Source organism: Holophagaceae bacterium, from assembly GCA_016720465.1.
Taxonomy (GTDB): domain Bacteria; phylum Acidobacteriota; class Holophagae; order Holophagales; family Holophagaceae; genus JANXPB01.
The window spans coordinates 332,194-356,113 of the sequence record JADKKO010000004.1; the positions used below are offsets into that span (position 1 = coordinate 332,194).

Annotated in this window: 20 protein-coding genes; 11 read left to right on the forward strand and 9 right to left on the reverse strand. The window is 65.0% G+C overall.

The annotated features are described in order from the left end of the window. Positions 1-9 precede the first annotated feature (9 nt). From IPQ13_08880 to IPQ13_08920, 9 genes are all read left to right on the forward strand, one after another. Entirely contained in the window at positions 10-1,338 is a 1,329-nt protein-coding gene (locus IPQ13_08880; protein MBL0211007.1) for a DUF1501 domain-containing protein, read from the forward strand. Between the two features lie 317 nt (positions 1,339-1,655). Next, on the forward strand, positions 1,656-2,708 hold the full coding sequence (locus IPQ13_08885) for a M20/M25/M40 family metallo-hydrolase (protein ID MBL0211008.1): 1,053 nt from the start codon (positions 1,656-1,658) through the stop codon (positions 2,706-2,708). Positions 2,709-2,711: 3 nt separating this feature from the next. Further along, positions 2,712-3,770, forward strand: a complete 1,059-nt coding sequence (gene asd, locus IPQ13_08890) for an aspartate-semialdehyde dehydrogenase (protein MBL0211009.1) — start codon at positions 2,712-2,714, stop codon at positions 3,768-3,770. Between the two features lie 29 nt (positions 3,771-3,799). Further along, positions 3,800-5,164 (forward strand): lysine-sensitive aspartokinase 3, encoded by a 1,365-nt coding sequence (lysC, locus tag IPQ13_08895; GenBank protein MBL0211010.1) that lies wholly within the window; start codon positions 3,800-3,802, stop codon positions 5,162-5,164. Next, complete coding sequence (locus IPQ13_08900) at positions 5,161-5,883, forward strand: hypothetical protein (GenBank protein MBL0211011.1); 723 nt, start codon at positions 5,161-5,163, stop codon at positions 5,881-5,883. The genes lysC and IPQ13_08900 overlap by 4 nt, the downstream gene beginning before the upstream one ends. Continuing rightward, the gene (locus tag IPQ13_08905; GenBank protein ID MBL0211012.1) at positions 5,880-6,785 is read left to right on the forward strand and encodes a 4-hydroxy-tetrahydrodipicolinate synthase; all 906 of its coding nucleotides are present in this window, start codon (positions 5,880-5,882) and stop codon (positions 6,783-6,785) included. The genes IPQ13_08900 and IPQ13_08905 overlap by 4 nt, the downstream gene beginning before the upstream one ends. Further along, positions 6,782-7,597: a 2,3,4,5-tetrahydropyridine-2,6-dicarboxylate N-succinyltransferase gene (locus tag IPQ13_08910; protein ID MBL0211013.1), complete on the forward strand. Its 816-nt coding sequence runs from the start codon at positions 6,782-6,784 to the stop codon at positions 7,595-7,597. Before IPQ13_08905 ends, IPQ13_08910 begins: the two co-directional genes overlap by 4 nt. 26 nt (positions 7,598-7,623) lie before the next feature. Continuing rightward, positions 7,624-8,745, forward strand: coding sequence for a pyridoxal phosphate-dependent aminotransferase (locus tag IPQ13_08915; protein MBL0211014.1), 1,122 nt, complete (start codon positions 7,624-7,626; stop codon positions 8,743-8,745). Then, complete coding sequence (locus tag IPQ13_08920) at positions 8,745-9,899, forward strand: alanine racemase (GenBank protein MBL0211015.1); 1,155 nt, start codon at positions 8,745-8,747, stop codon at positions 9,897-9,899. Before IPQ13_08915 ends, IPQ13_08920 begins: the two co-directional genes overlap by 1 nt. A gap of 48 nt (positions 9,900-9,947) precedes the next feature. Here the strand turns inward: IPQ13_08920 and IPQ13_08925 are convergent, their stop codons facing one another. The 8 genes from IPQ13_08925 to IPQ13_08960 all read right to left on the reverse strand — a co-directional run bounded on the left by IPQ13_08925 (position 9,948) and on the right by IPQ13_08960 (position 20,513). Next, positions 9,948-10,913, reverse strand: a complete 966-nt coding sequence (locus tag IPQ13_08925; protein MBL0211016.1) for a hypothetical protein — start codon at positions 10,911-10,913, stop codon at positions 9,948-9,950. 60 nt (positions 10,914-10,973) lie between these two features. Continuing rightward, a complete protein-coding gene (locus IPQ13_08930; GenBank protein MBL0211017.1) occupies positions 10,974-11,654 on the reverse strand; it encodes a response regulator in 681 nt (226 codons plus the stop codon). Between the two features lie 8 nt (positions 11,655-11,662). Continuing rightward, the gene (locus IPQ13_08935) at positions 11,663-14,353 is read right to left on the reverse strand and encodes a sensor histidine kinase KdpD (GenBank protein ID MBL0211018.1); all 2,691 of its coding nucleotides are present in this window, start codon (positions 14,351-14,353) and stop codon (positions 11,663-11,665) included. A 143-nt stretch (positions 14,354-14,496) separates the two neighbouring features. Then, on the reverse strand, positions 14,497-15,084 hold the full coding sequence (gene kdpC, locus IPQ13_08940) for a potassium-transporting ATPase subunit KdpC (protein MBL0211019.1): 588 nt from the start codon (positions 15,082-15,084) through the stop codon (positions 14,497-14,499). Between the two features lie 9 nt (positions 15,085-15,093). Next, positions 15,094-17,178, reverse strand: coding sequence for a potassium-transporting ATPase subunit KdpB (gene kdpB, locus IPQ13_08945; GenBank protein MBL0211020.1), 2,085 nt, complete (start codon positions 17,176-17,178; stop codon positions 15,094-15,096). After that, positions 17,175-18,884 carry a potassium-transporting ATPase subunit KdpA gene (gene kdpA, locus IPQ13_08950; GenBank protein MBL0211021.1) on the reverse strand — a complete coding sequence of 570 codons (1,710 nt, stop codon included), beginning with the start codon at positions 18,882-18,884 and terminating at the stop codon, positions 17,175-17,177. Before kdpA ends, kdpB begins: the two co-directional genes overlap by 4 nt. Beyond that, the gene (kdpF, locus tag IPQ13_08955; protein MBL0211022.1) at positions 18,881-18,973 is read right to left on the reverse strand and encodes a K(+)-transporting ATPase subunit F; all 93 of its coding nucleotides are present in this window, start codon (positions 18,971-18,973) and stop codon (positions 18,881-18,883) included. The genes kdpA and kdpF overlap by 4 nt, the downstream gene beginning before the upstream one ends. A gap of 196 nt (positions 18,974-19,169) precedes the next feature. Next, positions 19,170-20,513 (reverse strand): porin, encoded by a 1,344-nt coding sequence (locus tag IPQ13_08960; GenBank protein MBL0211023.1) that lies wholly within the window; start codon positions 20,511-20,513, stop codon positions 19,170-19,172. Between the two features lie 302 nt (positions 20,514-20,815). On the opposite strand from IPQ13_08960, the gene IPQ13_08965 reads away from it, so the two are divergent. Next, positions 20,816-22,084, forward strand: a complete 1,269-nt coding sequence (locus IPQ13_08965; protein ID MBL0211024.1) for an acetyl-CoA hydrolase/transferase family protein — start codon at positions 20,816-20,818, stop codon at positions 22,082-22,084. Between the two features lie 3 nt (positions 22,085-22,087). On the opposite strand, the gene fabG is transcribed toward IPQ13_08965, so the two are convergent. Further along, positions 22,088-22,807, reverse strand: coding sequence for a 3-oxoacyl-ACP reductase FabG (fabG, locus tag IPQ13_08970; GenBank protein ID MBL0211025.1), 720 nt, complete (start codon positions 22,805-22,807; stop codon positions 22,088-22,090). A 109-nt stretch (positions 22,808-22,916) separates the two neighbouring features. Here fabG and IPQ13_08975 point away from each other — a divergent pair, with 109 nt between their 5' ends. Further along, positions 22,917-23,876, forward strand: coding sequence for a GNAT family N-acetyltransferase (locus IPQ13_08975; protein ID MBL0211026.1), 960 nt, complete (start codon positions 22,917-22,919; stop codon positions 23,874-23,876). Positions 23,877-23,920: the final 44 nt, after the last annotated feature.

Below are 23,920 nucleotides of genomic sequence, written 5' to 3' on the forward strand. Positions count from 1 at the left end.
GGAGCCATCATGTCCAACCGGCGCGAATTCCTTCAAACCCTTGCGGCGGGCGGCGCGGTCGCCTCCGGCCTCGCCTGCGGCGGGGGCGGAACCAAGCAGAACGCCACCGATAACGGCGGCGGCCCGCCACCCCCGCCGCCGCCCTCGGCGCCCACCTCGCCGATCCTGGTGATCGTCACCGCCGAAGGGGGCATGGACCTCCTGGACACGCTGGTGCCCATCAACGGCGCCAACGCGGGCGCGTACCAGAGCCACCGGCCCTCGTTGAAAGTGAACCCGGCGGACACCACCGACATCGGATCGAACCTCGGCTTGAACAAGGCCTTCGCGGGCATGGCCGCCCTGCACCAGCAGGGCCGGGTGGCCTGGCTGCCCGGCATCGGGATGCCGAACCCGACCCTGTCGCATTTCCTAGCGGCGGATCTCTGGTCCCAGGGCTCCGCCATCCCCGGAGGCAACGGCTGGCTGGGCCGCTATGCGGATCTGGCGTTCCAGAAAGGGGGCGACCCGCTGCGCGGCATCAGCACCGACGGCCTGCCCCTCGCGGTCCAGGGAGCGGACCGGAATTTCGTCAACATCTCCAGCCCCGACACCTACCGCTTCCCAGCGACCCGTTCGGAATGGGGCTCCGTGGAGGACCCAAGCCCGTTGCGCCTGGGTTTCAGCGATGGCTTTTCCTTGAGCGGGGCATCGGCCTCCTCAGGCCTGAAGGCCGCCCTGGATTCCGGCCATCTCTACGACCAGGCCCAGTCCCTGTTTTCGAGCCTGCTCGGAACCAGCCGCCGCACGCCCAGCGTGCCCTACCCTGGCGATGCGAATTATCCCGATGCGACGCTACGCAACGACTACTTCCATCTGTCCTCGCAATTGAAATTCATCGCGGAGATGATCGCCAAAGATCTGCCTTCCCAGGTCTTCGTCACGGCCACCGGAGGCTTCGACACCCACAGCAACCACGCCCGGGACTTCCCGCTCCTGCTGAACGAAATGGGCGCCTCGCTGAACGCTTTCTACGCCGATCTCGCCAGCATCAGCACCTCGAAGGGCAATGCCCAGGACCGCGTGGTCATCATGGGCTGGAGCGAGTTCGGGCGCCGCGTCCGGGAGAACAACGGCGGCCTGGACCACGGCACCGCAGGGCTGGGCTATGTCATCGGCAAGGCCGTGAAAGGCGGCCTTTATTCCAACTACCCCGATCTGGGCAACCTGGATGACAACGGGAATCTCAAATTCACGACCGATTTCAGGAGCCTCTATGCCACCTTGCTCGACAGGTGGATGGGCGTGAGCAGCCGAACCGTGCTGGGCGCGAGCTACCCGAACCTCGGCTTCCTGTGAAATGCGCAATGGCCCTTGAGTCCGGCGCCCGGACCTGAGAGGCTGGAGGCTCCGATGGAGGAGCGGTCCCCATCAGTAGCGCGGCGGAGGAGTTGCATCCTGTGATGCCCCGCGAAAGGGGAGGATCGCCGAAGGGCAAGCGCCGCAACAGCGTGAACCCTGGACGCATGGGCTAAAACCCTGCGGCTGTCATGGCGGTCCCCCGCCGTGAAGCGCCAGATGGAATGCGGGCTTTGACTCTGCCAACGGGCAGTGTTGGGCATCTCGTTTCGGTGGCACCATCATTATCCCGGTCCTTCCGGTAGCCGATGCCCCAGATGAACAAGGCCAACCCAAAGAAAGCCCCCGCCGCTTCTGGTCCCCTCTGGATGCAGTACTGGCTGTTGCGGCTTTGCGAGCTGGATTCCACGTCCGGGCGTGAAGACGCGCTGCTGCCCTCGCTCCACCAGCTGCTGCAGGAGATGGGCGCGGAAGTGTACGAGCAGCCCGTGGCGCAAGGGCGCACGAACGTCCTGGCGCTGTGGGGAAGGCCCCGCGTCCTGTTCTCCACGCACCTCGACACGGTGCCGCCGTTCATCCCGCCCCGGAAGCAGGTGAATGCCATCTATGGCCGCGGCACCTGCGACGCCAAGGGCCAGATCATGGCCCAACTCGAAGCCATCCGGCAGATGCTGAGGGAGGGCATCACGGGCTTCGCCTGGCTGGGCGTGGTGGGCGAGGAGACCGACAGCATCGGCGCCGCCGCGGCCCTGGGCCTCTCGGACCGGGTGCGGGATTGCCGGGCCCTCATCAACGGCGAGCCCACGGACCTGAAGCTCGCGACGGGCCAGCGCGGCGTGTCGCATCTTCGCCTGGTGTGCAAGGGGAAGGCCGCCCACAGCGGCTCGCCAGAGCTGGGGCTGGATGCCAACTGGATGCTCATCGACTGGCTCCAGCGCGTGCGGGAACTGCCCAGGCCCCAGGACCCGGATCTCGGGCCGGAAGTCTGGAACCTGGGCCGTCTCGAAGGCGGGCAGGCCATCAACTCCGTTTCCGACCATGCGGAGGCCCACGTGCTGGTGCGCACGCTGCCCCATTCCATCTTCGCCCTGCAGGCCGGCGACCTGAAGCCCGAGAACGGGGACATCGAGGTGCTGCTGTCGGAGCCGGCGGACCGCTATCCGGCGCTGCCAGGCTTCGACCATGCCCCCATGCCCTTCGGCAGCGATGTGCCCCGGCTCCGGGAGCTCATTCCCGACCGCACGGCGGTGCTCGCGGGCCCCGGATCGATTTCCCTGGCCCACGCGGAAAATGAGCACATCACACTGGCGGCTCTGGCTTTGGGCGTAGACCTGAACAAGCGGTTGGCTGTTCATTTCCTGAAGGACTGACCCATGACCCAGTACATCAAGATTCCCGTCACTGTGCTTGGCGCCACCGGCGTGGTGGGCCAGCGCTTCGTGCGGCGCCTGGCCAACCATCCGCTCTTCATCATCCAGCACCTGGCCGCCAGCGAGCGGAGTTCAGGCAAGCGCTACCGCGAGGCCTGCGCCTGGCGGCTGGATGGGGAGCCCTATGGGGGCCTGTCGGAACACATCCTGGTGGACGGGGACACGGACCACGCCATGTCGCCCATCGTGTTCAGCGCTCTGGATACGGGACCCGCCAACGACCTGGAGCCGAAATTCGCTGAAAAAGGCGCCCTGGTCTTCTCCAATGCCTCGGCCTTCCGCATGGCCAAGGAAGTCCCCCTGCTGGTGCCGGAGGTGAATCCCGACCACCTGAGGCTGATCGAACTGCAGCACCGCCACCACGGCTGGAAGGGGGCCATCCTCTGCAATCCCAACTGCACGGCCACGGTGCTGGTCATGGCCCTCGCGCCGCTGCACCAGGCCTTCGGCGTCGAACAAGTCTTCATGACCTCCATGCAGGCGGTGAGCGGCGCGGGCTATCCCGGCGTGGCCAGCCTCGACATCCTGGGCAATGTGGTGCCCTTCATCCGCAATGAGGAAGAAAAAATCGAAGAGGAGATCCCCAAGATGCTCGGCCATTTCGCCCCGGAGGGCGTGGAAATGGCCGCCATCGCCGTGTCTGCGCTGTGCCACCGGGTGCCCGTGCTGGAGGGCCACACCGAAGCTGTGAGCGTGAAACTAAAAGGCAGCCCCACGCCCGCCCAGGTGCGCGAAGTGCTGCGCGCCTGGAGGCCCGAACCGCAGCAGCTTGGCCTGCCCTCCGCGCCCCCTGTGCCCATCCGTATCCATGATGCTGAGGACCGGCCCCAGGTGCGCCGGGATGTGGAATGCGATGGCGGCATGAGCGTGCACGTGGGCCGCATCCGGAACTGCCCGCTGCTGGGCATCAAGTTCTCCCTCATGGGCCACAACACGGAGCGGGGCGCCGCCGGCGGCAGCGTCCTCAACGCCGAATTGGCCCACGCCAAAGGCCTGCTGTGACACACCCGGTCCCGCCCACCAGCGTGGTGATGAAATTCGGCGGCAGCAGTGTCGCCGATGCGGCCTGCATGCGGCAGGCCGCGGGCCTCGTCCGGGATGCCCTTCCCGGAGCCCCGCTGGTGGTGCTTTCCGCCATGGGCAAGACCACAAACGCGCTGTTCACCGCCGCCACGGATGCGGAGCGGGGCGATCTGCCCGCCGCGCTGGACCGATTGAAGGAACTCATCCAGAACCACCGCCGGGCCGCCGAAAACCTGTTCGACGAAGCGGTGCCCGAAGTTCTGGACCAGGCGCTCACCGATGCCTTCGGCCAGATCGAACTGCTGCTCCGCGGCGTGGCGCTCCTGCGCGAGCTGAGCCCCCGGAGCCAGGATGCCATCGCCTCCTTCGGAGAACAGCTCTCCACGCGAATTTTCGAAGCCTTCCTGCGGCACCAGGGTGTGGAGGCGGCTTGGGTCGACGCCCGAACGGTCATGAGGACCGACGGCACCTTCGGCGAGGGCCAGCCGGACGCCGCGGCCATCCGGGGACTGGCCAGGGTCCATCTGGCGCCGCTCCTCGGCCCGGGTCGGGCCGTGGTCACGCAGGGCTACATCGGAGCCACGGAGGAGGGCCTCACCACCACGCTGGGGCGCGGTGGCAGCGACTATTCCGCGGCCCTGTTCGGCGCGGCCCTGCGGGCCGCCGAGGTGCAGATCTGGACGGATGTGGAGGGCGTCCTCACCTGCGATCCGCGCATCGTGCCCGGTGCGCTCCCCATCCCGGAACTCAGTTTCGCGGAAGCCGCGGAACTGGCGGCCTTCGGAGCCAAGGTGCTCCATCCCGCCACCATCCAGCCGGCGGTGGAAGCCCGGATCCCCGTCACCGTGCGCCACACCCAGAAACCGAAGGGCCGCTTCACGACCATCACCGGCGAGGTCCACACGGGCCGCTCGGTCACAGCGCTGGCCAGCCGCGGTCCCATCACGGTGCTGACGGTGAGCAGTTCCCGGATGCTCGCCCAGAGCGGCTTCCTGGCGCGGCTCTTCGAGGTCTTCGGCCGCCTGAACATCAGCGTGGATCTGGTGGCCACGGCGGAAATCAGCGTGTCGCTGACTGTTGAATCGGACGCGCCGCTGAAGGCGCTCATCAAGGAGCTGTCCTCCTTCGCCACCATCCAGGTCGCCGAAGACCGGGCCATCGTGGCCGTGGTGGGCGAACGCTTGAAACACACGGCTGGACTGGGTTCCCGACTTTTCGGCGCCCTGGCGGACATCAATATCGAGATGATCTCGATGGGGGCCAACGAGATCAACCTGAGCATCGTCATCCAGCGCGAAAAGGTGGATGAAACCCTGCGCCGGCTCCACGCGGCGCTGATCGAATCCAAGGACGACGGGAGGGGGGCCGCATGAAGATCGGTGTGTTCGGGAGAGGCCGCCTGGGATCGGCCATCGCGGAATTGGCCGGGCCGGACCTGGCCTGGTGCATCGGGCGGAATGAAATCCCCCTGGACGATGTGGATGTCGCCATCGACGCCAGTTCCGGCGCCGCGGTTTCCCCGCACCTGGACTGGTGCCTCGAACAGGGCGCGGATTTCCTGATCGGCACCACCGGATGGGAAATCCCCAATCTGTCCGATCGCATCGGCCAGAAAATCGCGGTCCTCACCGCGCCGAATTTTTCGCTGACCGTCGCGCTCTACGCGCGGTTGAGCCTGATCCTCGCGCGCTTCGCGGCCCAGGACGAAAGCAAGGATCCCTACCTGGTGGAACACCACCACGCACGGAAGCACGATGCCCCCAGCGGCACCGCGAAGCTGCTGGCGGCCACGCTCATGAAGGGCTGTCCGCGCAAGACCGAATGGGCCATCCCGGCCGCTGGCCAGGACGTCAAGCCGTTCCAGCTCAACGTCTCCAGCATCCGCGCGGGCTACACCTACAGCTCCCATATCGTGGGCCTGGACTCGCCCGGGGAAGTGCTCGAGCTGCATCATTCGGCCCGGTCCGCCATGCCCTATGCCGAAGGCGCGCTCCAGGCCGCCCGGTGGATCCGGGGTCGGAAAGGCGTGTTCACCATGGCCGAAGTCGCCAAGGAATTGCTAGATCCGCTGTTTCTGGAGGTGAATCCATGAGCGCGATTTTCAAAGGACTCGGGGTGGCGCTGGCCACGCCCTTCACCCCCGGCGGCGCCGTGGACCTGCCGGCCTTCAAACGCCTGGTGAAGCATGTGGTCCATGGGGGCGTGGACTTCCTGGTGGTGCTGGGCTCCACCGGCGAGGCAGCCACCCTGAACGATTCGGAACGGGACGCGTTGATCATCGCCTGCCGCGACATGGCCAACGGAAAACCGGTGGTGGTGGGCGCGGGCAGCAGCTCCACGGCCCAGGCGGCGGGGTGGTGCGCCCGGGCCCAGAACCTTGGCGCCGACGGCGTCCTGGTGGTCACCCCGCCCTACAACAAGCCCACGGCCTCAGGCCTGGTCGCCCACTACCAGGCCGCAGCCGACGCCGCGCCGGGCCTGCCGATCATCGTCTACAACGTGCCCGGCCGCACAGGACAAAACCTGGTGCCTTCGACCCTGGCGCTGCTTTGGGAAAACCCGCAGGTGGTCGCAGTGAAAGAATCCAGCGGCAACCTCGGGCAGATTGTCGAAGAGATCAGCAGCCTTCCGCCAGGAAAGACACTGTTGTCGGGCGATGACAATCTGGCGCTGCCCAGCATCGCCGCGGGCGCCAAGGGCTTGATCTCCGTGCTCGGAAACCTGCTGCCCCGGGAGACCAAGGCCCTGGTCGATGCAGCGCTGGCCGGCGACCTGGAGGAGGCCCAAGCCCATCAGACCCGGCTGCTGCCGCTCATCAATGCGCTGTTCGCGGAGAGCAATCCCATCCCGTTGAAGGCGGGCCTCAAGCTCCTGGGCATGGGCGGGGACATGCTGCGCCTGCCCCTCACGCCGCCTGAAGCCTCCACACGCCAGCGCCTCGCCGAAGCGCTCTGCCTCGCGGCCGAGGGCACCCTTCCGGGAATATCGTTATGAATCTTGACGATCTGAAAAGCTTCTACAGCCAAAGCGCGGATGCCATCGCTTCGGATCCGCGCCGGCCTGAAGCCCACGAAGGCCTGCTGGCGGCGTTGGAATCCGGATCGCTGCGCGCCGCGGAGCCGGACGGGAAGGGTGGCTGGCGCGTCAACGCCTGGGTGAAGCAGGCCATCCTGTCCGGCTTCCGGAATTCTTCCATGCAGGATCTTTCGGTGCCGGGCTTCGCCTTCTTCGACAAGGGCGCCTACCCGGCCCGGAGCTTCACTCTGGAAGATGGTGTGCGCATCGTGCCCGGCGGCAGCACCCTGCGCCGCGGGGCCTTCATTGCGAAAGGCGTGGTGGTGATGCCCCCGGCCTACGTGAACGTGGGCGCCTATGTGGATGAAGGCACGCTGGTGGACAGCCACGCGCTCGTGGGCTCCTGCGCCCAGGTGGGCAAGCGCGTCCACGTGAGCGCCGCGGCTCAAGTAGGCGGCGTGCTGGAACCCGCCGGCGCCAGCCCTGTGATCATCGAGGATGATGTCTTCGTGGGCGGCCTGGTGGGCCTGTTCGAAGGCATCCATGTGCGGGCCCGCGCCGTACTGGCCAGCGGCGTCATCATCACCGGCTCCACTACTATTTACGATTTGATAAAGGGCAGGGAATGGCGCAAGGAAGTCCCCGAAGGCGCCGTGGTGGTGCAGGGTTCCAGGCCCGCCAGCGGCGGCTTTGCCAAGGAAAATGGCCTTCAGGTCTCAGCGCCCATGATCGTGAAATACCGTGACGCGCGAACCGATGCCGCTACGACCCTCGAAGACGCATTGCGATGAGCCGCGCGACAGGCGACGATCAAGTCATGCTGCAGCCCGCCCTCCGCCTCGCCCAACTCAAGCCGTCGCCCATCCGCATGCTCAGCGAAGGCGCAGCGCCCTCGGTCATCCCCCTGGGCCTCGGGGAACCCACCTGGGATATGCCGGCTGCCGGATTGAAGGCCCTGAGGGAGACCTCCGGCCCCTGCCCCTACGGCCCCAATTTCGGCCTGCCGGAACTGCGCGACGCCGTGGCCAAGTTCCACGGCGCCACCCGGGATGAAGTGCTCATCACCTGCGGCAGCGAAGGCGCCCTCTTCTCCCTGTTCCTCGCCTTCCTCAATCCAGGCGACGAGGTCCTGGTGCCGGATCCGTTCTTCCCGGCCTACACCTCGCTGGCCCACCTGGCCGGGGCCGAAGCCGTGTTCTACCCGTTGGATGCCTCGGACCGGTTCCGCCTGAAAGCGGACCCCGTCATTGCGGCACTCCGCTCCAATCCAAACATCAAGGCGGTGGTGGTGAATTCGCCCTCGAACCCCACCGGCGGCGCCACCACGCCGGATGAACTGCGGCGCATCGCGGAGGCCTGCGAAGCCCGCCGTGTAATGCTCGTGAGCGACGAGGTGTACCTGGATCTCCACTTCGGGACGCGACCGCCGAGCTTGCGCGATGTCTCCGGCTATGCTCTGGTCATCACCTCCGTAAGCAAGGCCTGGGGCTCGCCGGGCCTCCGCGTGGGCTGGATCCTGGGCGACCCTGGCTGGCTTGGCCCCGCCCGCACCGTGCACGGATACGCCGTCACCGGCGCCACGCATCCGGCCCAGCGCGCAGCGCAGGCGCTGGTGGAGGATTCCCAGAACATATTCATCGCCGCCCAGCACGAGATCCGCGTGCGCTGGGAGGCGCTGCGGGCCGCCCTGAACACCCATTTAGGCCAGGACGCCGCGCCGCCGGATGGGGCGTTCTATCACTGGATGGAGCTACCCGACGCCGCCCTGGCCGATCCATGGGCCTTCTGCATCCGCCTGCGTGACGAGGGCGGTGTCGTGCTGGTGCCGGGTTCCACCTTCGGGGAGCAGGGAAAGCGCTTCGCACGCTTGAGTTTCGCCGCGTCTCCCGAGCAGATCACCGAGGGAGTCAGGCGCATGGCGCCCTTCTGGAAGGCCTGATGAGCCTCTTCCCCTTCGCTGACGACGCCTGCTCTGCCCTCGCGGAAGCCCACGGGACGCCCCTCTTCGCCTACCACGGCCCCACCGCCGGGGCCCAGTTCAAGCGCCTTCGCGCAGCCTTGCCGGAAAACGTCCGCCTGGCCTACGCGGTGAAGGCCAACCCCCATCCGGAATTGCTGCAACAGTTCGCGGCCCTGGGCGCCAGCTTCGACTGCGCCTCGATCGGGGAATTGCGCCGCGTGAAGGAATTGTCCTTGCCACCTGGACGCATCTTTTTCGCAGGCCCTGGGAAACGCCGAGAAGAACTGGAGCTCGCGCTAAAGATGAAAGTGCGGATCCAGGCCGAAGGCTGGGAGGATCTGGCCCGCCTTGATGAAATAAGCGGAACAGAATTAGCCGTGAATCTGCGTGTCCACCCCTCGACCGGCGCCGAGGAGGGCAACCGCATCATCGGCGGCGTCGGGCCTTCGGCCTTTGGGGTCGATGAAGAACAACTGCCTGGCATTCTTGAACGAGCGAAAGCCTTGAGCCATGTCCGCATCCGCGGTCTCCACGTGTTCGCCGCCAGCAATCAGCGTGATGTGCGGAAACTGCTCGCCACGCACCGCATGGTGCTGGAGATGGCCGCCCGCTTGCATCGCGAACACGGACTGGATCTCGAACAGATCGATCTCGGCGGCGGCCTGGGCGTGGCCTACTCGGCCGATCAACCGGAGCTGGATGTGGAGGCGCTGGGCCGGGGCCTCAGCCAATTGCAGCGCGAACATTCCTGGTTCAAGGGCGAACTGATCCTGGAACCTGGCCGTTTCCTCGCAGCGCCCTGCGGCCTCTACCTGGCCCGCGTGGTCCGCATCAAGGAAAGCCGCGGCACGCGCTTCGCGATTCTCGAAGGCGGCATCAACCACCTGCTGCGGCCGCTCCTCACGGGCGAATCCTTTCCCGTGCGGGCGGTGGGGAAGTCGGGGCCAATGGCGCGTACCACGTTGGCGGGCCCGCTCTGCACCAGCCTGGATCGCGTGGGTGAAGCGGACCTGCCAGCGGACCTCGCTCCCGGCGATCTCCTGGCTTTCGGCCGCACCGGCGCCTACGGATTCAGCGAGGGCATGACCCACTTCCTGAGCCATCCAGTCCCACCGGAGATCTGGGTGGCGTGATCGGGCTCTGGGGTGCTCTCGACCCGCGCTCAGTGGTTTTCTGACGGCCTACAGCCGGATGACCTTGGTGGCGAGCAGCAGCAGGAACACCAGCAGCAGAAGCATGGGCAAGAACAGCAGTCCGCACAGCGCCAGCGCCACCACGGCCATGCCCCGGCCCTCCCGGGCGCCCGCGTGCCGTAGGGATCGCAGCGAGGCGATACCAAGCAGAAGCGAGGTCAGCCACGCTGCCAAAGGCCGGATCCACTGGGCGGCCAAGTCGAATCCACCATGGCCGAAACGGCCTGAGACCACCATCAGAAGCGCCAGGAGCGGAGCGCTCAGGATGAATGCGAGGGCCATCTGGCCGAGGCTGCGGCCCCGCAATGCCTCGTCGCCCCCATCGGACCATTCGCCTCTCATGGCTTCGGTAGGCCGGCGCAAGGCATCCCAGGCCGCTGCCAGCAGCGGATGTCCGCCGACCAGCGCTCCGAAGCCCAGCAGGAAGGGCCCCAGGAACCCAAGCCCGCCCAGCATCGCCAGGACCGCGGCGGCAGCGTCGAAGGTGCCGCCGCTCTGCTCCTCGCGGGAGGCCATGAGCAGAATCAGGGGCACGGCGGCGATGAAGGGCGCTACCAGCGGGTCGAGGCGCAGGTAGGCGTAGCCGAGCCCGCCGAGCTCCGCATGCCGGAAACGAAGGACCAGCCCGATGGCCACGTGCGCGAGCCAGATCACCAGGGACGCCATGAAGGCGGCACGCCTCAGCGGCCCTGGATTTTCATCCTGCTGGCCCTTCAAACCCAGCAGGATGGCCCCGCCGCCCAGGACCCAAAACACGGCCGTGAAGCCCCAGGAAAGGACCGCGGCTCCCGGGCCGAGCAGCCGCATGGCCGGGCCGAACACCAGGCCCGATGCCACGGGCCAGACCAGCGCCGCCCAAAACAACAGATGCGCGTGCCCCAGCGGGATCCAAGGCGAAGGCCCTTCCGCTTCCTGGGCAGCCGTGGTTGAAGGTGTTTCGGGTTCGGGAGGCATGGAAAAGTCTATCGCTTCGCCGAAGTCCTCGAACCGCTCCTACAGAAGAGAAATGGATTTCTACTCCAGCTTCAGGCGATAGCCAACCCCCGGCTCGGTGATGAGATGCTTGGGCCTCGCGGAGTCCTCCTCCAGCTTCTGCCGGAGTTGCGCCATGTAGACGCGGAGGTAGTGGGGCTGGGCCCCCGCAGAGGCGCCCCAGACTTCCTTCAGCAGCATGTGATGGGTGAGCACCTTGCCAGCGTGCCGGATCAGTGTGGTGAGCAGCTTGTATTCGTTGGGTGTGAGATGGACTTCAACGCCCTCCACCCGCACTTCGCGTTTCGCCAGGTCCACCCGCCAGCGTCCCAGCTCGAAAATCGGATCCTCCGCTTCCCCGCGGCGCTGGGTGTGGCGCAGCGCCACGCGGATGCGCGCCAGCAGCTCGCCGACGCCGAAAGGTTTCGTCAGGTAATCATCCGCTCCGGCATCCAGAGCCTTCACTTTGTCCTCTTCCTGCCCCCGGGCCGAGATGACGAGGATGGGGCGGTCCGTCCACCCGCGCAGGCGCCGGGTCAGTTCCAGGCCGTCCAAGTCTGGCAGCCCCAGGTCTGTGAGGATGACATCGGGCTGATGAAGCGTGGCCAGACGCATGCCCTCCTCGGCGGTGGCGGCTTCCAACATCCGGTAGCCGTGGCTTTGCAGCGAGGCCCTCAAGAACCGCAGCATCTGGGGTTCGTCCTCCACCACCAGGAGCGTGATTTCTCCGGTCATGCCACCTCCGAGGGTGGACTTGGGGGGACACCTTCCAACGGCAGGCTCACGAGGATCTGCGCGCCGCCCATGGGCCGGTTGGCCGCCTGGATGCGGCCCCCATGGGCCTGGACGATGCCCCGGCAGATGGCGAGGCCGAGTCCGGCTCCGGGGGCGCTGGTGCCCGGAAGCCGCACGAGCTTCTCGAAGATGCGTTCTTCATGGCCCTCGGGGATGCCCGGCCCATTGTCCTGCACCACCAAGGTGAGGTTGCGCTCCGTGGCCCAGGCTTTGATGGTGATGGGCCGGTCCGCTGGCGAAAACTTGACGGCATTCTCCACCAGATTGATGACGACCTGTTCGAAGAGCACTGGATCCAACGGCACGAGCGGCAGATCAGGCGGCAGTTCCACGCGGACATCCCGGTTGAGGATCTGGGATTCGATGCGGTTCAAAGCCGCGCCGACCACCTCTTCCATGGGAGTCCATTCCTTGCGCACCGCCAAGGCACCGGATTCCAACCGCGTCAGGTCCAACAGATTCGTGACCAGGCGATGGAGGCGATGGGCTTCCTCCTGGATGGTCTGCAGCATCTCCCGCCGGGTTCCCTCGGCCATCTGCGCAGACTCATCCAGCAAGGCGGATGCCGCGCCAGTGATAGTGCCCAGCGGCGTGCGGAGGTCATGGCTCACAGAACTGAGCAAGGCATTGCGCATCTGCTCGCGTTCCATCTGGACCTGGGTCCGGCTGCGCTGCTCAGACAGCTGCGTCCGCTCCAGCGCCAAGGCGGTTTGGTTGGCGAAGGCCTCCATCAGATGCTTCTGGCCAGGCTCCAATAAGGCTACGGAACCCTCCGGCTGGATGCCCAACACCCCGATGGGACCTCCGGCACCCAGCATGGGCAGGTACATGGCCTTGGCGCCTGGGAGCGTGTCGGTCCCGAGCCCCGCAGGTTCGCCGTGTTCGAACACCCAGCGGGCGACGCCCAGTTCCTGGTCATGGATGGGGTAGGCCGGTTCGAGTTCGGAAGGCTTGAGCCGCCCGTCGTCATCCGGCAGCAGCACCACGACCTTGCTGTGGAATTGCGAGGCAAGGTTGCGGATGGCGGAAGCCACGAGCGGCGCTGAATCCGCGCCTCTGGCCAGTTCCCGGCTCAAGCGGTACAAAGCCTGGGTGCGTTCTTCCCGGCTGCGGGCCAGGATCGCCTGCTCCCGGATCTGCGCGGTGAGATTGCCGATGACCAGGCCCACCGAAAGCATCACTCCAAAGGTGCCCAGATGCCGGAAATCCGAGACAGTGAAAGTGAGGTAGGGCGGCACGAAGAAAAAGTCGAAGGCTAAAACGCTGAGCAACGACGCAGTGAGCGATGGCCCGCGGCCGAAGCGCACGGCCACCACCACGATGCCCAGCAGGTACACCATGACCACGTCTTCCAGATTCACGAGCCGGAAGATCAGGTGGGAAATCCCCGAGGAGAGGGCCACGGCCGCCGCCGCCCATAGGTAATGGTGGAAGGGGCTGTGTTCACGCGGGCGGAGGCTGGGTTTCGCCGCATCGCCGCTGGATTCCCCGGTGATGACATAGACATCGATGTCCCCGCTGCCTCTCACCAGCTCGTCCACCAGGGAACCCGTCAACAACTCCAGCCAACGGGACCGGGTGGGCTTGCCCACCACGATCTTGGTGACATTCCGGGAGCGGGCCAGGTTGAGGATGTCCTCGGCGAGCGCCTGGCCGCCCTGCAACACGACGGTTTCGGCCCCCAACCGCTCGGCGAGCCTCAGGTTTTCGTCGATCCGCGCGCGGTCCTGGTCGCCATAACGCACATGCCGGGTGGTCTCCACGTAGACCGCCATCCACTCGGCGCCGCCAAGCGCCTCCGCCATGCGGCGGGTGGCGCGCACCACCCGCCGGGACATTTCGTTGGGTCCCACGCAGACCAGCAGGCGGTCGCCTGCGGCCCAGGTCTTGACGATGCCCTCGGACGCCATGTAGCGGCGCATCTCCGCATCCACGCGATCCGCCGTCCGGCGCAGGGCCAGCTCCCGGAGGGCCAGCAGGTTGCCCTTGCGGAAGAAGCGGTCCAGCGCGGCCCGCGCCTGGTCCGGCACATAGACCTTGCCCTCCTTCAGGCGCTGCTGCAGCTCTTCGGGCTGGAGGTCCACTAGCTCGACCTCGTCCGCCCGTTCCAGCACCGTGTCCGGCACGGATTCGCGCACGATGATGCCCGTGATCTGGGCCACCACGTCCCGCAGGCTTTCCATATGCTGCACGTTGATGGTGGTATAGACGTCGATTCCCGCATCCAGCAGGTCCATGACGTCCTGCCACCGCTTATCGTGGAGGGCGCCCATGATGTTCGTGTGGGCCAGCTCATCCATGAGGATGAGCCCCGGACGGCGCTTCAAGGCGGCATCGAGGTCGAATTCAGGATAGAAAACACCCCGGTACGCGAGGTCCCGCTTGGGGATTTCCTCCAGGCCTTCCGCCAGGGCGGCGGTCTCGGAGCGCCCGTGGGTCTCCACCACGCCGATGACCACATCCACGCCTTCCGCCTGCAACACGCGGGCTTCCGTCAGCATGGCGTAGGTCTTCCCCACCCCCGGCGCAGCGCCAAAGAAGACTTTCAGCTGCGCTCGCTGCTTCCTCGCTTCCTCGTCCTGCACCTGGCGGAGCAGCGCATCGGGATCGGGGCGTTGGACATCCATGGGGATAGCTTATTCCCCGGATCCGGGCACGGTCCTTAAAAGCTTCTGCATCCGAAGGAAGTGGAGCTCGTCGAGAAAACCATCCAAGGTCTGCCGAGGGCCGATGGGCCCATGCGGCCTCCTTCGTCCAGCGCAGCGGGGGGTCAACGCAATCCATCCAAATCCATGTTCAGCTTCAGAACATTCACACGGACGTCCCCCAACACCCCGAACTGAGGTTGTTCCGTGTGGGCCGCCACCAAAGCTTGCACTCGGGATTGATCAAGCGCGCGGGCCTTGGCCACGCGATGAATCTGGTACGCGGCGGCGGCGGGGCTTATGTGGGGATCCAGACCACTTCCGGAGGCCGTCACCAGATCCACGGGCACCAAACCCTGCTGTTCTGGATCGGCCGCCTTCAAAGCTGCGATGCGTTCTTCCACGGCTTTCTTCAGACCGGGATTGCTTGGCGCCAGGTTGCTGCCGCCGCTGTTGCCGCCGTTGTAGGGCAGCGGCTTGCCATCGGGACCTGAGGTGGATGAAGGACGCCCCCAGAAATGGCCGGGATCCGTGAAGGATTGGCCGATGAGTTCGGAACCGATCACCTTGTTGTCTTTGTGAACAAGGCTCCCGGCGGCCTGCCGGGGAAAGACGACCTTGGCCAGGCCCGCGACGAGGGCGGGATAGGCGAGGCCCGTGAGCACGCTGAGCGCGGCGAAGGAGACAAGCGCGGGGCGGAGTTGGAGGTTCATGGGAGCTCCTTAGATCAAGTGCGTTGCGACGAGCAGCCAATCGATGGCCTTGATGCCCGCGAAGGGCACCACCAGGCCGCCCAATCCATAGATCAGCAGATTGCGCTTGAGCAGTTGAGCCGCGCCCACGGCGCGGTACTTCACGCCTCGCAGGGCCAGGGGGATGAGCACCACGATGATGAGGGCATTGAAGATCACCGCCGAGAGGATAGCGCTCTCCGGACTGTGGAGCCCCATGATGTTCAGCGCTCCAAGGGCCGGGTAAGTGGCGGCGAAGGCCGCGGGCAGGATCGCGAAATACTTGGCGACGTCGTTGCTGATGCTGAACGTCGTCAGGCTGCCCCGGGTCATCAGCAACTGCTTGCCGATTTCTACGATCTCGATGAGTTTGGTGGGATTGGAGTCCAGGTCCACCATGTTTCCGGCCTCTTTGGCAGCCTGGGTGCCGGAGTTCATGGCCACGGCCACGTCGGCCTGGGCCAAGGCTGGCGCGTCATTCGTGCCGTCTCCGGTCATGGCGACGAGTCGCCCGCCCGCCTGGTATTCGCGGATGAGCTTGAGCTTGTCTTCGGGCGTAGCCTGGGCCAGGAAGTCATCCACGCCTGCTTCGGCGGCGATGGCCGCGGCGGTGAGCGGATTGTCGCCGGTGATCATCACGGTCTTGATGCCCATGCTGCGCAGCTCGGCGAAACGCTCCTTGATGCCGCCCTTCACGATGTCCTTGAGATGAATGACGCCCAACGGGTGGGGACCTTCCGCCACGGCCAGGGGCGTGCCCCCGGCTTTGGAGATGGCGTCCACGGCCTCCCTCAATTCCTTGGGAAAGCGCCCGCCTTTGGACTCCACAAATGTCTCGATGGACGAAGCGGCGCCTTTCCGGATTTCCCGCGCGCCCAGGTTCACGCCGCTCATGCGGGTCTGGGCGGTGAAGGGCACGAAATGGGCGTCCAGCGCGTGGATGTCGCGTTCGCGAAGGCCGTACTTCTCCTTGGCCAGCACGACGATGCTGCGGCCTTCCGGCGTCTCGTCAGCTAACGAAGAGAGCTGCGCCGCATCCGCCAGCGCTTCGGCACTCACGCCATTGGCCGGGATGAATGCCACGGCTTCCCGGTTGCCCAGCGTGATGGTCCCGGTCTTGTCGAGCAGGAGGACGTCCACATCTCCGGCGGCTTCCACCGCGCGGCCCGAAGTGGCGATGACATTGGCCTGGATCATGCGGTCCATGCCCGCGATGCCGATGGCGGAAAGCAGGCCGCCGATGGTGGTGGGGATGAGGCAGACCAGCAGCGCCACCAGCACGGTGAGTGTCACCGGTGCCCCTTGGCCCGCCGCTTTCACGCTGAAGATCGAATAGGGCAGCAGTGTGGCTGTGGCCAGAAGGAAGACGATGGTGAGGCCGGCCAGCAGGATGTCCAGGGCGATCTCGTTGGGCGTTTTCTGACGCTTGGCGCCCTCCACCATGGCGATCATGCGATCCAGAAAGGTCTCGCCTGGATTGGTGGTGATCCGCACCACCAGCCAGTCCGAAAGCACCACGGTGCCTCCGGTGACGGCGCTGCGGTCGCCGCCGGATTCCCGGATGACCGGTGCGCTCTCCCCGGTGATGGCGCTCTCATTCACGGACGCCACGCCTTCGATGACTTCGCCATCGCCGGGAATCTGGTCGCCAGCTTCCACCAGGACGATGTCGCCCAGCCGCAAGGACGAGGCCGCCACCAATTCCGCGTGTCCGTTCTTATCAGTGTCCTGGAGCTTCTTGGCCTGCACGTCCTTCCTGGATTTTCGCAGGCTATCCGCCTGGGCCTTGCCCCGGCCCTCGGCCATGGCTTCGGCGAAATTGGCGAACAGGAGCGTGAACCAGAGCCACAGCGCGATGGCCAGGATGAAGGTGGGGCGGGCCTCTCCATGTCCACTAAGGGATTGAATCCACAGACCCGTTGTGGCGGCGCTACAGACCCAAACCGTGAACATCACGGGGTTGCGGAGCTGGTGCAGGGGATTCAATTTCCGGAAAGCGTCGCCCACCGCGCGGCGCACGATGCGGGGTTCGAAAAGGGGGCGGGCTTGGCTGTCCTGCCGGGAGTGGGACGTCATCGGATATCTCCGTGAAACGACAAATGTTCAGCAATGGGCCCCAGCGCCAAGGCCGGCAGGTAGGTGAGCGCGCCCACCAGCAGCACCACGCTGACCAGCACGCCCACGAAAAGCGGTGTGTGCGTGGGCAGTGTGCCCAAGCTTTCGGGCGTGTATTTCTTGCGTCCCAGGGAACCCGCGATGGCGAGCACCGGGAAGATCACACCGAAACGCCCCACGATCATGGCCAGCGCCAGGCCGTAGTTGTAGAAGGGGATGTTGACACTAAGGCCGCCGAAGGCGCTGCCGTTGTTCTGGGTGGCGCTGCTGAAGGCATAGAGGATCTGCGAGAAGCCATGGGGCCCGGGATTCGAGATGGAGGCGGTGGCCACGGGCAGAAGCACCGCAACGGCCGTCCCGATGAGGATCGCCGCGGAGGGCAGGAGGATGGCGATGGAGGCCATCTTCATCTCGAAAGCTTCGATCTTCTTCCCCAGGTACTCAGGCGTGCGCCCCACCATGAGGCCGCCGATGAAGACACCCACCAGGGCGAACATCAGCATGCCGTACAGGCCCGAGCCCACGCCGCCGAAGACGACCTCGCCCAGCTCCATCAACCAAAGCGGAACCAAACCGCCCAAGGGCGTGAAGGAATCGTGCCATCCATTGATCGCCCCGCAGGAAGCAGAGGTCGTGATGGTGGCGAAAAGGCTGGTGGCCCCGGTGCCGAAGCGGATTTCCTTCCCCTCCATGTTGCCCCCGCCCTGCTGGATGGAAACAATCTGGTCCACCGGCAAGGCCTTCAAGCCCGGGTTGCCATTGGCTTCAGCCCAGGTGGTGACCGCCAGAGCGCCCACAAAGATGACGGTCATGGCGGCGAGAATCGCCCAGCCCTGGCGCTTGTCCTTCACCATCCGGCCGAAGGTGAAACAAAGGGCCGCCGGGATCACAAATATGGCGAGCATGTGGATCAGGTTGCTGAAGGCGGTCGGGTTCTCGAAGGGGTGGGCGGAATTCGCATTGAAGAAGCCGCCACCGTTGGTGCCAAGCATCTTGATGGCCACCTGGGAAGCGGCCGGTCCCATGGCGATGATCTGCCCTGAGGCGGTGCGCACGTAGGCCGAGAAGTTCTGGATGGCACCCTGGGAAACCAACAGGAGGGCGATGACCAGGCTCAGGGGCAGGAGCACGTAGAGCGTGCTGCGGATCAGGTCCGCCCAGGCATTGCCGATGCCATCCGCCGTGCGCCGGACCAGGCCCCGGATCAGCGCCACCAGCACCGCGATGGCGGTAGCCGCCGATAGAAAGTTCTGCACCGTGAGGCCCAGCATCTGGGTGAGGTAGCTCATGGCGGTCTCGCCGCCATAGGCCTGCCAATTGGTGTTGGTGGCAAAGCTCACCGCGGTGTTCAAGGCCAGGTCCGTGGGCACCTTGACCATGGCTTCGGGGTTCAGCACCGGAAGCGCCTGGATTTTTTGCAGCAGGAAGACGGCCGCGATGCCCAGCAGGTTGAACAGGGCGATGGCCCAGGCATAGCTTTTCCAGCCCATGTCCTCCTGCCCGGTGATGCCCATGAGGCGGTAGAAACCCCGCTCCACGGGGCCCAGCACGGGATGGAGGAAGGTGCGCTCCCCTTCCATGACCTTGGCGATGAATGGCCCCAAAGGAACGGCCAAGGCCAAGAGCAAAACCAGAAAGAGGATGTTTTGGATCCAGGCGTGGGTCATTGGAACTTCTCCGGCTTTAGGAGCGCAAAGATCAGGTAGCCCAGCAGGGCCAGCGTCAGGATGGCTGCGATCAGCATCGTGGTGGACATGCCTACTCCTGGGGAAAGAATTGAATGAATATCCAGATGGCCAGCGGAAGCCAGGTCAGGGCGAGCATCACCAGCACATCCCCCCGGCTACATTTCTCTTTCCACATCCGCAGAGCGGTCCTGCAGCCAACCCAAGCCACCAAGAGGCCAAAAGGGAGGTAGATAGGAAGAGAAGGGTGCATGGCATCACGCAGGCCTAAAACTTGACGAGCAGGGCGAAGGTCAAGCGGCTTTCGAGCTTGCGGAGATCCGGCGCCCAATCCTGCACCATCGAACCCGGAGCCCCCTGGTTGCCGCCGGGAGGCGTCACGCCGCCAGAGCCCGCGAAGTAAGGCACGTTCGCCCCGCGGCGGTTGAACTCGCCCCGGAAGGTGATCCACTGGTTCGGCATGTAGTCGTAGGTCGCTGACCAGTCCCAGGCGTGGTAGGGATCGCCAGGATTGGCCGTGAAGTAGGGCGTCCCGGAGGCGGCGGTGGCGCCGTTGATGGGCGGCACCAGCACGAGGTAGCGGCCGGGATTGGTGATGGCGCCGCCGCCAAGGGTGACGGCATGGCGGTCGTGAGCGAACCAGAAGCGGTTGTAGAACATCCAACCTGCAAAATACTGTTTCGGCTCTGTTGCCGTGCCCGAGCGGCTCACGCCGCCACCCTGTTCATCCCCCAGATCGAAGGTGAAGGAGGTGGCCATCTTGGAAAGGAAGTGGTCGGGTTTGTCCCAGTACTTCACCTCGATGCTGTTGTCCGTGTGGCGGCGGGTGCGCTTCTGGTTGCCAAGGGTGTCGGCACCGATGAAGTAGTTGTTCGAGATGACCCGGACATTGCCATTCGGGGACCAGGTGAAGTTGCCGCCGATGCCCGGCGTGTTGTTGAACATGTTGTAGGACTGCCAGCCGTTGGTGACCCACAACTCGAACTTCAGTTTGTCGGTGGGGAAGACCTGGAGCCGCAGGCCGTTGAAGAACCAGGGTGTGTTCGAAGAAACATAGGAAGGCTGGTAGGCCCAGTTGTCGAAGTTGTAATAACTGAACAGGCCGACATAGGACATGAAAATGCCCGCATCGAGGTTGATGCCATTCATCACATCCCAGTGGTACCCGCCATAGGCTTCGGAGATGTAGCGGTAGGCGTTGTCGGTCTGCCACTGTCCCTTGGTGGGACTCGCGTCGTTGCGGGGCGTCATGGTGGAGTAGAGGCCGAACTGGGTCATGATGCGGCCGCGGACGTTCTCCCAATGGAAATCACCGCCGATGCCCAGCTGTTGGACATGGATCTCGTTGGTGCGGCCCAGCTCGCTGGAGCCCACCAGAGTGTGGTCCTTGGGATGGTTGAAGTCGTAGACATAGTTCACATCGGCCCGGAATTCGCCGGTGAAGTATTTCGTGTCGAGGATCGCCTCCTTCTGGCGGCCGCCACCGTTGAGCCAGGTGAAGTCCGCGAAGGCGAAGGGTGCCGGTGCCACGGATGGAGGCGGGAGCGCCACTGCTGGGCCTGCGGGATCGGTCCCTTGAGCCCAGATGATTCCCGGCATCAACAATGCCATTCCCAGGATCGTATTTCGACGCATTCCGTCCTCCAAGCCCCATTCGGGCCAGGGATCAGACTGTGGCGGTTCCGATCAGGACGGCGTCAAGACAGGGCAAGCGGACATCAAGATTTCATCAGGATTCCAGCGCCTCCCATTCATGGAGGCTGGCCATTCCCCTGGGGAAAACTTGATCCAAGGCACTGACGGTTGCGGTCAATCTTGCTCCAGGCTCAATCCGGACTCCAGTCCAAGGAGGCACGGAGCCAACAGGTCCACAGTCTAGCGGTACTTCGCACGTTCACACAGGAGGAGTTCCCATGCCACGTTCAGCCGATGCCATCTCTGCGGTCTCCGGAATCCGTTCAGGCCAGCGGGTCTTCGTCCATGGCGGCTGCGCGACGCCCCTGGTGCTGCTGAATGCGCTGTTGGAGCGGGCTCCCGAAGTGCGCAACGTGGAACTCATGCATCTGCACACCGCCGGACCGGGGGCTCCAGCCGAAGATCGCTACACGGATTCCTTTCGCGTCACCAATTTGTTCGTGGGCCACAACATGCGGGGAAAGGTGGGCAGCGAACGCATCGATTACCTGCCCTGCTTCCTTTCAGAGATCCCGGCGCTGTTCCGGTCCGGCCGACGCACTCCCGATGTCGCCCTGCTCCACGTGAGCCCGCCGGATGCGCACGGATACTGTTCCTTGGGCACATCTGTCGACGTGGCGCGGGCCGCATCGGAAACCGCCAAGGTGATCATCGCCCAGGTCAATCCGCGGATGCCGCGGGTCCATGGGGACGGTTTCATCCACATCGACCGGATCCACCATTGGGTCGACGTGGATGAGGAAATCCCGGAGTCGCCGGCCACGCCCTTGACTGACATCGAATTGGCCATCGGACGGCATGCCAGTTCGCTCATCGAGGACGGCGCCACACTCCAGATGGGGATCGGCGCGGTGCCCGACGCCGTGCTCGCGGCCCTGCACCACCACAAGCATCTGGGGATCCACACCGAGATGTGGAGCGAGGGCGCCTTCGCCCTGATCCAATCCGGCGCCGTGGACAACAGCATGAAAAAGATCCACCCCGGAAAGATCGTGGGCGGTTTCGTCATGGGATCGCGGGCGCTCTTCGATTTCATCGACGACAACCCCGCCGCGGTGCTGTTGGATATCGCCTACATCAACAACCCGACCAACATCGCCCGCAACCAGAAGGCCACCGCCATCAATTCAGCGGTCGAGATCGACCTCACGGGCCAGGTCTGCGCCGACTCCATCGGCAGCCGCATCATCTCGGGCGTCGGCGGCCAGATGGATTTCATCCGCGGCGCCTCCCTGTCTGTGGGCGGCAAGCCCATCATCGCCCTCTCCAGCCGCACCCTGAAGGGGATGCCCCGCATCGTCCCGCAGCTCAAATCCGGCGCCGGCGTCGTGACCACCCGGGCCCATGTCCACTACATCGTGACGGAATACGGTGTGGCGGATCTCGCGGGCAAGACGTTGCACGAAAGGGCCAAGGCGCTCATCAAGCTGGCGCATCCCGATGATCGGGAGGCTCTTGAAATCGCCAGGCGGGAGCTCTGGCAGTAGCGATCAAATGCACTGCCCGGCATCCACCCTGATCACTTCGCCCGTGATCATCCGGGCTGCATCGGAAAGCAGGAACAGCACCGCATGGGCGATATCTTCGGGCTCGGCCAGCCCGGGTAGCACGCATTCATCCATGGCCTGTTCGCGCATCTCTTCCGGAAGCGCCAAAGCCATGGCGGTCAAGACCATGCCCGGCGCCACCGCGTTGACCGTGATCCCTTTCGGCCCGAATTCCCGGGCCCAGGTCTTGGTCAAGCCGATGAGTCCTGCCTTGGAGGCACTGTAGTTCGCCTGGCCGAATTTCCCCCGGATTCCGTTGATGGAACTGATGTTGACGATGCGGCCGTACCGTGCCCGCACCATTCCGGGCGCCAGGGCCCGCACCAGGTTGAAGGCTCCCGTCAGGTTCACCGAGAGCACCGAGGCCCATTCCTCATCGCTCATCTTGAGGGTGCTGCGGTCTCGGGTGATGCCCGCGTTGTTGACAAGCAGATTGACGGGCTCGGAAATCTGCCCGGCAGCCTTGGCCACTGCCATGGGATCGGTGATATCCACCGAATGGAACCGGCTCGGGGGTTTCAGCGCCTGTCCCCCGGCGGAAACGTCAAACACATGCACATGGGCACCTTGCGCAATCAGGGCGCGGGTGATGGCCAGCCCGATCCCGCTGGCGCCTCCGGTGACCACCGCGACCCGTCCATCCAGGTTTAGAAAACGAGACATTGGTCACTCAATGAGGTCCCTCGATTCAAGCGGGTTGATGGCATGTTACTACAGGTAAACATCATCGCTCATCGCTCATCGGTCTAGGCATCGGGGGAAGGGAAAGGCAATGTCCGAACTGGCTATTCGCTCGCTCCGCATGGATGACCTGGACCGTGTTTCCGGAATCGAGAACCGCATCGGCGGACATCCCCGGAAGGGCTTCCTGGAAAAACGGTTTTCCGCCGCCACCAGGAGCCCCGACGGCTTCATCGCCTGCGGAGCGATGGATCACGGAAACTTGGCGGGCTACGCCTTCGCCCGAATCCAGACCGGGGAATTCGGAAGCCGGGATGCGGCTGCGGTCCTGGACGTCATCGGCGTGGATTCCGGGGCCCAAAGGCATGGGATCGGCAAGGCCCTGATGCGTGAAATCGAAGCGCGGCTATCTGAAAAAAAAGTAGGCGTGCTCAAGACCCAGGTGAACTGGTCCGACCATCCCATGGTCATGTTCTTTTCTTCCGCCGGTTTCCACCTGTCTTCCCACCAGGTTATCGAGCGCGACACGTCGCCTCTGGAGGAGAAGCTGAGTGAACCGGCCCAAGGCCAACGCCGGGGGTCGGAGGATCCGAACGATCTATCCCGGGACCGCTTTTTGATCCGTTCCCTTGAGGAGGCGGATCTGTCGGAGGTCGTCCGCATCGACCACAGCCTCACGGGCCGGGACCGTTCGGCCTACTTTTCCGCCAAGATCCAGGAGATGCTGAACGAATCAGGGATCCGGATCTCCCTGGTAGCCGAAGAGGATGGGGTCCTCACGGGCTACGTCATGGCGAGCGTCGATTTCGGTGAATTCGGCAAGGTGGACAAAGCGGCGGTGATCGATGCCATCGGCGTCCACTCGGCCTACGCGGGATCGGGCATCGGACATGCGCTCCTCTCCCAGTTGCTGCTGAACCTCTCGACCCTCCAGGTCGAATACGTGCGGACCCAGGTGTCGCCGGAGGACTTCGAGCTGAACCGTTTCCTCCACGCCTGCGGTTTCCACCAATCCCAACGGCTGGTCCTGACCAAGCCCCTAACCCACTGACCAATGGATCGGGACCTCCGCTGGCGGGGCCTCGAACGCGAAAC

Excerpts from the sequence above, each read along its gene's own strand:
- IPQ13_08880 (MBL0211007.1), top strand. The coding sequence starts at position 10 with ATGTCCAACCGGCGCGAATTCCTTCAAACCCTTGCGGCGGGCGGCGCG.
- IPQ13_08885 (MBL0211008.1), top strand. The coding sequence starts at position 1,656 with ATGAACAAGGCCAACCCAAAGAAAGCCCCCGCCGCTTCTGGTCCCCTC.
- asd (MBL0211009.1), top strand. The coding sequence starts at position 2,712 with ATGACCCAGTACATCAAGATTCCCGTCACTGTGCTTGGCGCCACCGGC.
- lysC (MBL0211010.1), top strand. The coding sequence starts at position 3,800 with ATGAAATTCGGCGGCAGCAGTGTCGCCGATGCGGCCTGCATGCGGCAG.
- IPQ13_08900 (MBL0211011.1), top strand. The coding sequence starts at position 5,161 with ATGAAGATCGGTGTGTTCGGGAGAGGCCGCCTGGGATCGGCCATCGCG.
- IPQ13_08905 (MBL0211012.1), top strand. The coding sequence starts at position 5,880 with ATGAGCGCGATTTTCAAAGGACTCGGGGTGGCGCTGGCCACGCCCTTC.
- IPQ13_08910 (MBL0211013.1), top strand. The coding sequence starts at position 6,782 with ATGAATCTTGACGATCTGAAAAGCTTCTACAGCCAAAGCGCGGATGCC.
- IPQ13_08915 (MBL0211014.1), top strand. The coding sequence starts at position 7,624 with ATGCTGCAGCCCGCCCTCCGCCTCGCCCAACTCAAGCCGTCGCCCATC.
- IPQ13_08920 (MBL0211015.1), top strand. The coding sequence starts at position 8,745 with ATGAGCCTCTTCCCCTTCGCTGACGACGCCTGCTCTGCCCTCGCGGAA.
- IPQ13_08925 (MBL0211016.1), bottom strand. The coding sequence starts at position 10,913 with ATGCCTCCCGAACCCGAAACACCTTCAACCACGGCTGCCCAGGAAGCG.
- IPQ13_08935 (MBL0211018.1), bottom strand. The coding sequence starts at position 14,353 with ATGGATGTCCAACGCCCCGATCCCGATGCGCTGCTCCGCCAGGTGCAG.
- kdpC (MBL0211019.1), bottom strand. The coding sequence starts at position 15,084 with ATGAACCTCCAACTCCGCCCCGCGCTTGTCTCCTTCGCCGCGCTCAGC.
- kdpB (MBL0211020.1), bottom strand. The coding sequence starts at position 17,178 with ATGACGTCCCACTCCCGGCAGGACAGCCAAGCCCGCCCCCTTTTCGAA.
- kdpA (MBL0211021.1), bottom strand. The coding sequence starts at position 18,884 with ATGACCCACGCCTGGATCCAAAACATCCTCTTTCTGGTTTTGCTCTTG.
- kdpF (MBL0211022.1), bottom strand. The coding sequence starts at position 18,973 with ATGTCCACCACGATGCTGATCGCAGCCATCCTGACGCTGGCCCTGCTG.
- IPQ13_08960 (MBL0211023.1), bottom strand. The coding sequence starts at position 20,513 with ATGGCATTGTTGATGCCGGGAATCATCTGGGCTCAAGGGACCGATCCC.
- IPQ13_08965 (MBL0211024.1), top strand. The coding sequence starts at position 20,816 with ATGCCACGTTCAGCCGATGCCATCTCTGCGGTCTCCGGAATCCGTTCA.
- fabG (MBL0211025.1), bottom strand. The coding sequence starts at position 22,807 with ATGTCTCGTTTTCTAAACCTGGATGGACGGGTCGCGGTGGTCACCGGA.
- IPQ13_08975 (MBL0211026.1), top strand. The coding sequence starts at position 22,917 with ATGTCCGAACTGGCTATTCGCTCGCTCCGCATGGATGACCTGGACCGT.